Source organism: Pseudomonas sp. R4-15 (assembly GCF_055768815.1).
In genome coordinates this window covers 1,212,764-1,225,263 of record NZ_CM147293.1, presented here as the reverse complement: position 1 = coordinate 1,225,263, position 12,500 = coordinate 1,212,764, and the positions used below count along the sequence as shown (strand labels likewise).

Below are 12,500 nucleotides of genomic sequence, written 5' to 3'. Positions count from 1 at the left end.
AGTATAGACACCGCACGGCTTTGGACGGGTAATCTGCACGATGCGCCTGTGGCGGTCGTGCGTTTTGCAATATCAAACTCCTGCTCCCGCCGCGCGCAGTTCACGCAGGCACTGGCGCAGCTTCGGCAACTCCACGCCCAACAACGCCTGAAGGCCGGCATCGGCCTCGGCACTGGCCCCTTCATAGGCCTCGATCAGATGCGCTTCATAGCGCGCCAAGCGCTCCAGCCAGGCCTGTCGATCCTCCCCCGCAAGCCGCAGGCGCAGGTCTTCGAAACTTTCGAGCAAGCCCTTACCCCAGTCTGGCGTCTGCACTTCCCCCCGGCCGGAGCCGGCGTCCCGCTTGATGGCCAAGGCTTCACCAATGCGCTGGTGGCGCTCCTGCAAGTCGAGCAGCAATGCGCTGAGCGCCGGATCATCCAGGTGCTGGGCGGCGCGCTGATAGAGGGAGGCACCACTGCGGGTGTCGCTGAGCAACAGGTCGAGGGTGTGATCGCGGGACATGTCGAGGCTCCTTGAATGGATACCGAATAAATCCCGCAACCCTCATGCCAGACATAAAATCCTTAATAATCAATTATTTGAAAGAATTAGAGAGTCATCGATCTTGCAGCTTGCAGGATGACGCGTGCTCCGCCGTGCAACTTGCAAGATAATTCCCTGACTAAGATTCGCAGCGCTCGCCCGAGCGTCGAGGCAATTCCGATGGAGAAGGCAATGGAAGAGACGAAGGCCAGTGGACGCATCCTGCTGGTGGACGACGAGGCGGCAATCCTGCGCACCTTCCGTTATTGCCTGGAGGACGAAGGCTATAGCGTGTCCACTGCGGCAAGCTCCGCCCAGGCGGAGAACCTGCTGCAACGGCAGGTGTTCGACCTTTGCTTCCTCGACCTGCGCTTGGGCGACGAGAACGGTCTCGACGTGCTGCAACAGATGAAGGTGCAGGCGCCCTGGATGCGCGTGGTGATCGTCACCGCGCACTCGGCGGTGGACAGCGCGGTGGACGCGATGCAGATGGGCGCCGCCGACTATCTGGTCAAGCCCTGCAGCCCCGACCAACTGCGCATGGCCGCCTCCAAGCAACTGGAGATTCGCCAACTGGCGGCGCGCCTGGAAGCCCTGGAGGGAGAGGTTCGTCCGCAGGCCAACGGCATCGGCTCCAACAGTCCGGCGATGATGTCGGTCCTGGAGACCGCCCGCCAGGTGGCCGACACCGACGCCAACATCCTCATTCTCGGCGAATCCGGTACCGGCAAAGGCGAACTGGCCCGCGCCATCCATGGTTGGAGCCGTCGCGCCAAGAAGCCGCAGGTGACCATCAACTGCCCGTCGCTTTCGGCCGAGCTGATGGAAAGCGAGCTGTTCGGCCACAACCGCGGCTCGTTCACCGGCGCCACCGAGAATACGCTGGGCCGCGTCAGCCAGGCCGACGGCGGCACGCTGTTCCTCGACGAGATCGGTGACTTCCCGCTGGCCCTGCAACCCAAATTGCTGCGCTTCATCCAGGACAAGGAATACGAACGCATCGGCGACCCGGTGACGCGCCGCGCCGACGTGCGCATCCTCGCGGCGACCAACGCCAACCTCGAGGAAATGGTGCGCAATGGTGAGTTCCGCGAGGACCTGCTCTACCGCCTCAACGTCATCACCCTGAAATTGCCACCACTGCGCCAGCGACCCGAGGACATCGACACCCTGGCCGAGCGTTTTCTCTCGCAATTCGTCAAGAGTTACGGACGCCCTGCCCGCGGCTTCACCGAAGAGGCCATGCGCGCGCTGATCGCCTATCCCTGGCCGGGCAATGTGCGCGAACTGCGTAACGTCATCGAACGCGCCAGCATCATCTGCCCGCACGAACGGGTGGATACCGCGCAACTCGGCCTCGGCAGCCAGAGCGAGGGCCCCAGCGGCGCCCCGCGCATCGGCGAGGCGCTGAGCCTGGAGGCCCTGGAAAAGGCCCACATCGCCGCCGTGATGGCCTCCAGCGAGACCCTCGACCAGGCCGCGCGCACCCTCGGCATCGATGCCTCCACCCTTTACCGAAAACGTAAGCAATACAACCTATGAAGACCCAGATGAAGCTGCGCACGCGGCTTTTCCTGGCCATCTCCTCGCTGATGGCCGTCGCCCTGCTGGGGCTGCTGCTCGGACTGTTCAGCGTGTTGCAGATGGCCACCGGTCAGGAGCAACTGTTTCGCGACAACTTCGCCATCGTCGACGCCAACCAGGCGCTGCGACGCAACCTCGGCGACCAGTTGGCGCTGCTCGGCGATGGCGCCGAAGTCGAAGCGTTGCAACCGCTACTGGACTCCTTCGCCACGCAGTTGCAGAGCGCACAGCAGAATCAAGCCCCACAAGCCCACGCGGCTTACGAGCAGGTCGCCAGGGCCTTCGCCGAATGGCGGAACGCGCTGCACCAGGGGAGCCTCGACTCGAAGAACGACCAGGCCTTCAAGACCTTGCGCGGCCAGTTGGTCGAAATGCAGGAGGACGCACTCAGACGCATAGCCGTGGGTGACCGCGAGCGACGGGAGACCTCACTGCTGATCGCCGGCCTGCTCGGCGTGGTGGGGGTCGCGGTGTTGCTGGTCGGTTTCATCACCGCGCAGAATTTTGCCAGCCGCTTCGGTGCCCCGATCGAGCGCCTGGCGCATGCCGCCGACCAGGTCGGACGCGGCGATTTCAACGTGGTCCTACCGGTATCGCCGATCTCCGAGCTGGCACTGTTGATCCGCCGTTTCGGCCTGATGACCGAAGCATTGCGCAGTTTCGAGGAAACCAACGTAGAGGCCCTGCGCAGCGGGCAACAGCGCCTGCAGGCACTGCTCGACAGCATCGACGACGGCCTGCTGATCGTCGACCGCCAGGGTCGCCTGGAGCACACCAACCCGGTGGCGCAACGGCAGTTGGCCTGGACCAGCGAGCACCTCGGGCTGACCCTGGGCGAGGCACTCCACGACCCGCGTCTCGACGAGGCGGTCGGCAAGGTACTCGCCGATCAGCCGCTGGAAGGCCCACAAGACGATCTGCAGATCGAAGTCGGCGGAGAAAGTCGCCTGCTGGCCTGGCGCCTGAGCAATTTCAGTCACGCCGACGGACGCATCATCGGAGCCGTGCTGGTACTGCGCGACGTCACCAGCCAGCGTGCCTTCGATCGTATCCGCAACGAGTTCGTGCTGCGCGCCTCCCATGAGCTACGCACACCGGTCACCGGCATGCACATGGCCTTCGGCCTCCTGCGCGAGCGGGTGGTTTTCCCTGCCGAAAGCCGCGAAGCGGACCTGCTGCAGACCGTCGACGAAGAGATGCGCCGACTGGTTCGCCTGATCAACGACCTGCTGAACTTCTCGCGCTACCAGAGCGGCCAGCAAAAGCTCGAACCCAGCCCCTGCGAACCGGCCGACCTGCTCATCGAGGCGCGCCAGCGCTACCTGGAGCAGGCCCACGAGAAGGGCGTGGAGCTGGTCCTGGACTTTCAGGAACCCTTGCCCCGCCTGCAACTGGACACCTTGCAGATGGAACGGGTGTTCGACCACCTGCTCGACAATGCGCTGCGCTATACACCGGCCGGCGGCAGCATACGCCTGCAGGGCCGTCGCCACGGCGATCGGGTGATTCTCTCCGTGGAAGACAGCGGTGAAGGCATTCCCTACAGCCAGCAGGCGCGCATCTTCGAACCCTTCGTGCAGATCGGCCGCAAGCAGGGCGGCGCCGGCCTGGGCCTGGCCCTGTGCAAGGAAATCGTCCGCCTGCACAGCGGACGCCTTGGCGTGCATTCGCGCCTGGGCGAGGGCACGGTGTTCTACCTGGCGCTCCCCGTCTAGGCGGCTTCGTTCAGGGCCAACAACAGCGCCGCGGTCTGCGCGTCGGGCTGGCCATCGAAGCGTTGCGGGCGGTACTTCATCTGGAAGGCCGCGATGACTCGCTGGGTCTGCTCGTCCAGCACTGCGGTGGGCTCGATCGCATAACCCTGTTTCGCCAACTGCGCCTGGAACCAGGGGATATCCGGCAGATGAGCGCTGAAGGTCTGCAGATGCGCTGCGACTCGCTCGGCGTCAGGCCAGGGCACCAGCCCCTCCTGCGCCAGTCGCCGCCAGGGGAACATCGGCCCCGGATCGACCTTGCGCTGGGGCGCTATGTCGCTGTGACCGATGATCCGCCCGAGCGGAAGGTCATGGCGCTTGACGATGTCCTTGAGCAATACGACCAGCGCGTCGATCTGCCCCTCGGTGAACGGATACCACTGGCGCGTCCCATCCGGCAGCTCGCGATAGCCCGGATTGACGATTTCGATGCCGATGCTGCTGGCGTTGAGCCAGGTACGCCCTTGCCATTCGCTCTCGCCCGCATGCCAGGCGCGGCGATTCTCGTCGACCAGGCGATAGACCGTCGGCGGCTGCGCCGCGATCAAGTAGTGGGCGCTGACCTCCCCTTGGGTGAGCAACTGCAGCGAACGCGGCAGATCTGCCGAGGTGTAGTGCAGCACGACGTACTCGACGCGGCTGCTCTGTCCACGGGCGTGCTGGCTGTCGTCGATTCGCAGGCCGTGGCTGCACCCTGCGAGCAGGGTCGTGAAGAACAAGCAAAGGAAGCAACGGAAGATCATTGGTCACCGGAACCTGGAATAACGCGCTTCATCGAGCCCGAATCGTCCAGCGGCGTCAACCGCACGATGTGCTTTTCCCGCCACCTGTCGGTCGCCAACTGCACAGCGGAACGGGGCGCGTGCTACAGAAGTCACAGTACAAGTCGACTCCTTCGTCCACTCCGTCGAGGCCTCCATGTACCGCGCCCTGTTGTGGTTCAAACGCGACCTGCGTCTGGACGATCATCCAGCCCTGCGAGCCGCGCTCAGTGCCGACCGTTTGCTGCCGGTCTTCGTGCTCGATCCGGAATGGCTGGTGGCAGGCCCGTCCGGCACCCGCCCTCTCGGCGTGCATCGTGCACGCTTTCTGCTGGAGAGTCTGGCCGCCCTCGATGCGCAGTTACGTGCCGCAGGCTCGCGACTGATGGTCGTGGCGGGACATCCACACGAAGCCATCGCGACACTGGTCGAGCACCTCAGGATCGACGAGGTCCTGACCCTCGACGAGGCCGACCCTGACGGCCGCGCGGAACTCTCGCGGCTCGGTGAGGCCCTGGCACAGCGCGGAGTCGGACGCCTGCGCCGCTATCCGGAGGACCGTCTGCTGGCGTCTCATCAGGCGAGCTTCGCGGATGACGACGTCCCCTTAAGCTTCGACGCCTTCGTCGAGCGTATCGATGCCCTGCAGCCGGTGTTCCAGCCGCTGCCTGCCGCGGAGCGACTGGCGCCCCTGCCCGAGGGCGCGCCGGAGCTGTGTCTGCCGATCCCAACGCTGTCGCAGTTGGGCTTCGGCGAGCCTCAGGCGGTCGCCGATAATGGCTTTCCCTTCGCCGGCGGCGAACCCGCGGCACGGGCGCGGCTGCGCGATTATCTATGGGTCAGCCTCGATGTACGACGCTACGATCAGGGCGAGCCCGGCCTGGCCTGCAACGAAAGCTGCTCGCGGCTATCGCCCTGGTTGTCGCTTGGCTGCCTCTCTCCGCGCCGGGTGGCGGCGGAGCTGCGCCGGCACGAGGCGCAATTCGGCGCGAACCTCGCTACCCGCGAGTTCTGGCGGGGCCTATTACGCCGGGAGTACCTGCGCCTGTTCCTTCCGCAACTCGGCGTGAATACACCGGCCGTGGCCCCTGCGATGGATTCACGCTTCAGCGCATGGAGTCGCGGCCTCACGGGTATGCCCGTGGTGGACGCCGCCATGCGCGAGCTGTCCGCGACCGGCTTCCTCAGCCATCGCGCCCGCCATCTGGTGGCCAGCTACCTCGTGCATGACCTGCAGCAGGACTGGCGCCTGGGCGCCAGCTGGTTCCGGGAACATCAGATCGACCACGATCCGGCGAGCAACTGGGGCAACTGGGCCATGATCGCCCAACAGACCCCGCAGGATGCGTTGCAACAGGCTCGCCAGTACGACGCGCAGGCCAGCTACGTCGGGCTCTGGGTACCGGAGCTCCGCCTGTTGCCCAGCGCCCTGCGGCATACGCCCTTCCTGCTGCCGGAGGAGCAGTTCACGGCGCTGGGCTACCCGCGCCTCGAAGGAAAGTTGCCCAACAGCGAGCCTCCGCCCTCCCCCGACCGGGAGACCCGCGCCGCCAGTTGAGCCTGCCAGGATCAGCCCAGGCAGACGCGGTTACGCCCCTTATGCTTGGCTTGGTAGAGGGCGCCGTCGGCGCGCTCGAAGGCTTCTTCCGCGGTCTCGCCGCTGCTGACCGCCGTCACGCCCGCGGACAGGGTCACGGTCACCCGCTGGCCCCGGAAGTGGAATGGGCAGGCCTCGATGTTGGCGAGCAGCTCCACCAGCAGCCCCTGCCCCGCCGGCAGCGCCGTATCAGGCAGCAGTAGCACGAACTCCTCCCCACCGAAGCGCGCGATGAAGTCCGTCTGGCGCAGGCGCCGGGCCATTTCCCCCGCCACGATCTTGAGCACCTTGTCGCCGGCGAGATGACCGAAGCCATCGTTGATCTGCTTGAAGCGGTCCAGATCGAGCACCGCCAGCAGCAAGTCACCGCCAGAGCGCCGATGACGCGCCATCTCCAGTTCCAGGCGCTCGTTCCAGGCGGCCCGGTTGCCAATGCCGGTCAGCGGGTCGAGCAGCGCCTGACGACGCTGTTCCTCGAGATGGACGCGGCTGCCCTCCGCCTCGCGCTCCATCTCCTGCACCCGCTCGACCAGCGATTGCAGGCGCGCATCGACCTCACGCTCGTGCGATTCACGCTGCTGCTGATAGGCGTCGAGGCTGCCGAGCAGGGTATCCATGCGCGATTCCACGACACGCTTAAGACCGCCCAGGTCACTCGCGTCGGTGACGCTGCGACGCAGGCCACTGACCTGCTCGCGCACCTGCCGATCGAGCTCGCGGGAGGCCTCGGCACCCTGCTGGTGTCCGTCCCGAGCGCCGCCGAGGGTTTCCTGGAGCAACGCCAGCCGACGATCGAGGGACTCAAGGTAAGTCTGAAAATCACGCTCTCGATCGCCCTTGACGGCCAGCACCAGCACCGCCAGGTTTTCCAGGGCCGGCACCAGTTCGTACCAGTTCAGTCCTTCCCGAATACGTGCGCCAAGCGCCGCGGCTTGGTCGTGGAAGCTCTCCGGTAGCGCTAGGGCCTCGAGGACACCGAGCAGCACCTCGGCGATACGCTCGGCAATCACGCTATAGGCGGGCTCCGGCGAGGGCGGCAGTTCGAACACCGTCTCGCCTTCGCTCGACTCCTCCGGCGCAGCGGAGACATTGGACGGCTCGCGACTCGCCGGCTGTACGGTGAGCACCTCCAGGGGGGCGACGACCTCCTGGGCACCGCTCGCAGGCATCTCGGGCGGTGAGGCCGGCGTCGGCTCGGGAGGTGTGACCGGTAGTTCCGTCTCGGCGGGTGCCAGCGACTCCGACTTCAACGCTGGCTCAGGCTCAGGCGCCCCGGCGCTCTCCCCCCCACGAGCACCGAACAGGCGGCTCAGCAGGCCACCTCGATTCTCACTCGACTCGCCCTGCGCCTGGGCCAGCGAGCCCTGCACGCCGGCCAGCTCATTCAACAGGCTCGGCAGCTCTCCGGCATCGACGCGCTTGTCGAGGCTATTCAGCAGGCGCCGCAAGGCCTTACGTGCATCCGCGGGCGGCGACATCGCCAGCACCTGCTCGATCAATCGGCGAAGAGCCCCGATGAGCTGTTCGCGCCCGGTCTGACGCTGGTTCTCGGACGCCAGCAGCACATCTTCGAGCCGCGGAATGAGCCGGTCCAACGGTCCGTCGTAATCATCACTACGCAGTGCCTTGCGCAACTCGCGCATGCACTCGTCGACATCCCGATCCATACCTTCGGCGGCCAAACTGGTGCGCACCAGTCCCCGCCGCAGCAGATCCACCCGCTCGCTCCACAGGCTCTCTCGACGCTCCAGACGCTGCAGCGCCTGGAGATAACGATCCTTCCACGGGCCTTCGTCCTTCATCAAACTACCGCCATCGGCAAGGCGGGCGCGGAGTCACCGCCGAGCGCACTCGGCAAGCGGATATCCACAGCAACCGGTAAATGATCGGAGATGGGCTCGGCCAATATCCGCACCCGCTCCAGGGTCAGGCTCGGGCTGAGCAGGATGTGATCCAGACAGCGCTGCGGACGCCAACTGGGAAAGGTCGCCTCCACCTGCGGCGCCAGCAGCCCCAGGTCACGTAGCGGCGATCCCTGCAGCAGGGCGCTGGCCGGCGCGTTCATGTCGCCCATCAGCACCAAATGGCGGAAGCCCTCCAGCCGCTCGCGCAGGTAGGCGAGTTGCCGCGTGCGGGTTCGCGCGCCCAGCGCCAGATGCATCATCGCCACCACCAGCGCATCCTCGCCCTCGCCGAAGCGCAGGAGGATGGCGCCGCGCCCTCGCGGGCCTGGCAAGGGGTGATCTTCGAGAAGCTGCGGCGCAAGCCGGCTGAGCAACCCGTTGCTGTGCTGGGCGAAGGGGCCCAGGTCACGGTTGAGCTGTTGGTACCAGTAGGGGAAATCACCCAGGCGTGCCAGGTGCTCGACCTGGTTGACATACCCCGAGCGCCAGCTGCCGCCATCGGCCTCCTGCAAGGCAACCAGGTCGTACTCGCTCAGCAGCGCACCAATGCGCTGCAGATTGAGGGCGCGTGCCGCGCTGGGCAGCAGGTGCTGCCAGCTGCGCGTCAGATAGTGGCCGTAGTGGCGCGTGCCGATGCCGACCTGAATATTGAAGCTGAGCAGACGCAAGCGCCCGTCGCCGGGCAGCCCACTGTTGCTGCAAGCCTCATTGAGCCGGGGGCTGCGGGGAGCGGCCACCCTGCGCGTCCTGCGTGGCATGCCTGGCATCGAGCCCCCTTTGCGCTCACTGCGCGGCACGTTCCTTCTGGATCAGGAAGTCGGCGACCTTCAGCGTCTGCTCCGGGCCACCGGCGGAACCGATGTCGAAGCGGTATTTGCCGTTGACCACCATCGTCGGAACGCCACTGATCTGGTAGGCCATCGCCAGCTTCTTGTCTTTTTCCATCTGGCTCTTAACGCCGAAGGAGTTGAAGGTCTTGAGGAACGCATCGCGATCCACGCCCTGATCGGCGAGGAAGTCAGCCATTTCCTCAGGCGTGGCGAGTTTCTTGCCCTGCTTGTGGATGGCATCGAAGACCGCGCTGTGGACCTTGTGCTCAACACCCATGGTCTCCAGCGTGATGAACAACTGGCCATGGACGTTCCAGACGCCACCGAACATTGCCGGGATGCGCACGAAGTGCACGTCTTCAGGCAGCTTCTCGATCCAGGGATTGATGGTCGGCTCGAACTGGTAGCAGTGCGGACAGCCGTACCAGAACAGTTCGACGACTTCGATCTTGCCGGGCTCGGAGGTAGGCACCGGGTTGCTCAGCTCGACGTACTGCTTGCCAGCCTCGATGTCTGCGGCCATCGCCGGCAAACTGACCAGGCCGAACAGGGCAAAGGCGGCGCCGAGAATCATTTGTCGCATGCGGGACTCCTTGAATCAGAAGGGGACCCCGGAAGGCGAGCCCCCTGGGGGCTCATCATTGTACGCGCCGGAAAACAAAAAGGGCGGCCCGAGGCCGCCCCATATTCCGACGCGCGGAGTTCTCAGTGCAAGCCTTGGATGTAGCTGGCCAGCGCTTCGATGTCCTTGTTGCTGAGCTTGGCAGCGATACCGCGCATGATCATGTTGTCGCCGTCGTTGACGCGCACGCCTTCGCGGAAGTCCGTCAACTGCTTGGTGATGTACTGCGCGTGCTGACCGCCCAGATGCGGGAAGGCGGCCGGCGCGTTACCCACGCCGCTAGGCGAGTGGCAACCGGTGCAGGCGGGCATGCCCTCTTCGAGCTTGCCGCCACGGTAAAGCGCCTCACCCCGGGCGACCAGCGCCGGGTCGGCCGCGCCGACGCTCATGCTCTGACTGGAGAAGTAGGCGGCGATGTCGGCCATGTCCTGATCGCTCAGGCCGTCGAGCATACCGGTCATCTCGACCACCTTGCGGCCTACCGTGGGATCGGCAGGAGCGGCGTTGCCGGCCTTGATGTCGTGCATCTGCTTGAGCAGGTAACGCTCGCCCTGGCCGGCCAGCTTCGGAAAGTTGGGGGCGACACTGTTGCCGTCCGGCGAGTGGCAGGCACCGCATACGGCAGACTTTGCCTGGCCTGCGGCGGGATCGCCAGCGGCCTGCGCCGCACCGGCGACACCCAGGGTCAACAGCAGACTCACGAGAATTTTGTTCATCAGCTAATCCAACTACGGCTAAAGGTGAAAGTTTGGGTGGCCGGGGTCACTCGCTCATCCAGAGGACGATGCTCTGGTAACCCTCGACGCTGCACTCCATGCACTAACCACGCGGCGGCATCGCCCCTAAGCCGTTGGTGACACTCGCCACCAGTCCTCTCCATGCCCTTGTCCAATCGGGGCTTCCAGGCCTCGGTATCGCCTCGTAGGGGCGCCGTTGGCAGTTGCCCTTCGTGTCAGGCCGCACAGGTTTGGCTGTACAGGGTCTCCACACTCCTGGCCGGCGGCGGCATGGGGCGGGCCCATCCACCGAACAACCCTTGCCAGGAGGCGTTTCTGCTCATCTCGCTCGAACTCGTCGGCGCCACAAGGACAGTGCATCGCGGAGAACCCACGAATGATGGCCTCGACGCACGGCAAAGCGCACACAAAATCTGCGGCATTATATACTGGCAACGCTGAAACGGAACCGAAACCGCCCATTGCGACACCAGGTCGCACCTCGGATATTGAATGCCTCTGAAGAACCCCATCGTGCCGCTCTGCCAGCAGGCGAGCTTCCTCATCAGCGCCGCCAAGGTGACTCAATGCCCGGCCGACGAGGGCCTCGAGATCGCCTTTGCCGGGCGCTCCAACGCCGGCAAGTCCAGCGCGCTGAACACCCTCACCCACGCCAACCTGGCGCGTACCTCGAAGACGCCGGGCCGCACCCAGTTGCTGAACTTCTTCCGCCTCGACGACGAACGTCGCCTGGTCGACCTGCCGGGCTACGGCTATGCCAAGGTGCCGATCCCGCTGAAACAGCACTGGCAGCAGCATCTCGAGGCCTATCTGAGCTCCCGCGAAAGCCTCGCCGGGCTGGTGCTGATGATGGACATCCGTCATCCGCTGACCGAGTTCGACCGGCTGATGCTCGACTGGTCGCAGGTCTCCGGTGTTCCGCTGCACGTGCTACTGACCAAGGCCGACAAGCTGGCCTTCGGGGCGCAGAAGACCGAGCTGCTCAAGGTGCAGAAAACCCTGCGACAGCAATGGCCGCAAGCCAGCGTGCAACTGTTCTCCGCGCCGCGCCGACAGGGTGTCGATGAGGCACAGCAGGTGCTCGCGGGCTGGCTCGGCCTGCTCGACGAGGAGCCCGCGTCCTGAGACGCTGCACAGCAACGCCCACCTCGTGCGCGTCCAAGCCCATAGAAGGTCCCCATGGAGAACGTCATGAAGCCTCAGCTGTTCGCCGTCACCCCCGGTGAACCGGCCGGTATCGGTCCAGACCTGTGCCTGCTGCTCGCCCGGCAGCGCCACGCGCATCCCCTGGTGATGGTCGCCAGCCGAGAACTGCTCGCCGAGCGCGCCGCCCTCCTCGGCCTGGACATCACGCTGCTCCCGGTGGGACCGGGCACCTGGCCTTCGGCACCCGCCAAAGGGGGCCAGCTTTATGTCTGGGACACACCCCTGCGTGCTCCGGTGAGCGCTGGCGCGCTCGACCCGGCGAATGCCACCTACGTCCTGCAGACGTTGACCCGCGCCGCCCAGGGCTGCCTTGACGGCGTCTTCGCCGGGATGATTACCGCGCCGGTGCACAAGGGCGTGATCAACGAAGGCGGCATGCCCTTCTCCGGACATACCGAGTTCCTCGCCGACCTCACCGGTACCGAGCAGGTGGTCATGATGCTCGCCACGCACGGCCTGCGCGTCGCGTTGGTGACCACTCACCTGCCGCTGCGCGAAGTCGCCGACGCCCTTACCGAGGCGCGGCTGGAGCGTGTCGCGCGCATCCTGCACCACGACCTGGTGCACAAGTTCGGTATCGATGCCCCGCGCATCCTGGTCTGCGGACTCAACCCTCACGCCGGCGAAGGGGGCCACCTCGGTCACGAGGAAATCGAGATCATCGAGCCCACCCTGCAGCGCCTGCGCGAGGAAGGACTGGACCTGCGCGGGCCGCTGCCGGCGGATACGCTGTTCACGCCCAAGCATCTCGAGCATTGCGATGCGGTCCTGGCGATGTACCACGACCAGGGCCTGCCGGTGCTCAAGTACAAAGGCTTCGGCGCCGCCGTCAACGTCACCCTCGGCCTGCCGATCGTGCGCACCTCCGTGGACCACGGCACGGCACTGGATCTGGCCGGCAGCGGCAAGGTCGATACCGGCAGCCTGCAGGTCGCCCTGGAAACCGCCTACCAGATGGTCGCGGGGCGCTGAAACCGCGG

At 65.6% G+C, this 12,500-nt stretch carries 11 protein-coding genes; 5 read left to right on the top strand and 6 right to left on the bottom strand.

The window, feature by feature from the left end; all coding sequences use genetic code 11:
• Positions 1–72 precede the first annotated feature (72 nt).
• On the bottom strand, positions 73–504 hold the full coding sequence (locus ACYRGX_RS05850) for a ferritin family protein (protein ID WP_473055669.1): 432 nt from the start codon (positions 502–504) through the stop codon (positions 73–75).
• A 213-nt stretch (positions 505–717) separates the two neighbouring features.
• Between ACYRGX_RS05850 and algB the strand changes: the two genes are divergently transcribed.
• Entirely contained in the window at positions 718–2,067 is a 1,350-nt protein-coding gene (algB, locus tag ACYRGX_RS05845; RefSeq protein WP_473055668.1) for a sigma-54-dependent response regulator transcription factor AlgB, read from the top strand.
• Positions 2,064–3,824, top strand: a complete 1,761-nt coding sequence (locus ACYRGX_RS05840; RefSeq protein WP_473055667.1) for an ATP-binding protein — start codon at positions 2,064–2,066, stop codon at positions 3,822–3,824. The genes algB and ACYRGX_RS05840 overlap by 4 nt, the downstream gene beginning before the upstream one ends.
• On the opposite strand, the gene ACYRGX_RS05835 is transcribed toward ACYRGX_RS05840, so the two are convergent.
• Complete coding sequence (locus ACYRGX_RS05835; RefSeq protein WP_473055666.1) at positions 3,821–4,606, bottom strand: N-acetylmuramoyl-L-alanine amidase; 786 nt, start codon at positions 4,604–4,606, stop codon at positions 3,821–3,823. The genes ACYRGX_RS05840 and ACYRGX_RS05835 overlap by 4 nt on opposite strands.
• Positions 4,607–4,781: 175 nt before the next feature.
• Here ACYRGX_RS05835 and ACYRGX_RS05830 point away from each other — a divergent pair, with 175 nt between their 5' ends.
• The gene (locus ACYRGX_RS05830) at positions 4,782–6,182 is read left to right on the top strand and encodes an FAD-binding domain-containing protein (protein ID WP_473055665.1); all 1,401 of its coding nucleotides are present in this window, start codon (positions 4,782–4,784) and stop codon (positions 6,180–6,182) included.
• 11 nt (positions 6,183–6,193) lie between these two features.
• On the opposite strand, the gene ACYRGX_RS05825 is transcribed toward ACYRGX_RS05830, so the two are convergent.
• The 4 genes from ACYRGX_RS05825 to ACYRGX_RS05810 form a co-directional block, all read right to left on the bottom strand.
• Complete coding sequence (locus ACYRGX_RS05825) at positions 6,194–8,023, bottom strand: GGDEF domain-containing protein (RefSeq protein ID WP_473055664.1); 1,830 nt, start codon at positions 8,021–8,023, stop codon at positions 6,194–6,196.
• Positions 8,023–8,883 carry an endonuclease/exonuclease/phosphatase family protein gene (locus ACYRGX_RS05820; RefSeq protein WP_473055663.1) on the bottom strand — a complete coding sequence of 287 codons (861 nt, stop codon included), beginning with the start codon at positions 8,881–8,883 and terminating at the stop codon, positions 8,023–8,025. The genes ACYRGX_RS05825 and ACYRGX_RS05820 overlap by 1 nt, the downstream gene beginning before the upstream one ends.
• Before the next feature lie 25 nt (positions 8,884–8,908).
• Positions 8,909–9,538, bottom strand: coding sequence for a thiol:disulfide interchange protein DsbA/DsbL (locus ACYRGX_RS05815; RefSeq protein WP_473055662.1), 630 nt, complete (start codon positions 9,536–9,538; stop codon positions 8,909–8,911).
• A 122-nt stretch (positions 9,539–9,660) separates the two neighbouring features.
• Complete coding sequence (locus tag ACYRGX_RS05810; RefSeq protein WP_473055661.1) at positions 9,661–10,293, bottom strand: c-type cytochrome; 633 nt, start codon at positions 10,291–10,293, stop codon at positions 9,661–9,663.
• A 513-nt stretch (positions 10,294–10,806) separates the two neighbouring features.
• Between ACYRGX_RS05810 and yihA the strand changes: the two genes are divergently transcribed.
• Both yihA and pdxA read left to right on the top strand, forming a co-directional pair.
• Positions 10,807–11,439: a ribosome biogenesis GTP-binding protein YihA/YsxC gene (yihA, locus tag ACYRGX_RS05805; protein WP_473055660.1), complete on the top strand. Its 633-nt coding sequence runs from the start codon at positions 10,807–10,809 to the stop codon at positions 11,437–11,439.
• 66 nt (positions 11,440–11,505) lie between these two features.
• Positions 11,506–12,492: a 4-hydroxythreonine-4-phosphate dehydrogenase PdxA gene (gene pdxA, locus ACYRGX_RS05800; protein WP_473055659.1), complete on the top strand. Its 987-nt coding sequence runs from the start codon at positions 11,506–11,508 to the stop codon at positions 12,490–12,492.
• Positions 12,493–12,500: the final 8 nt, after the last annotated feature.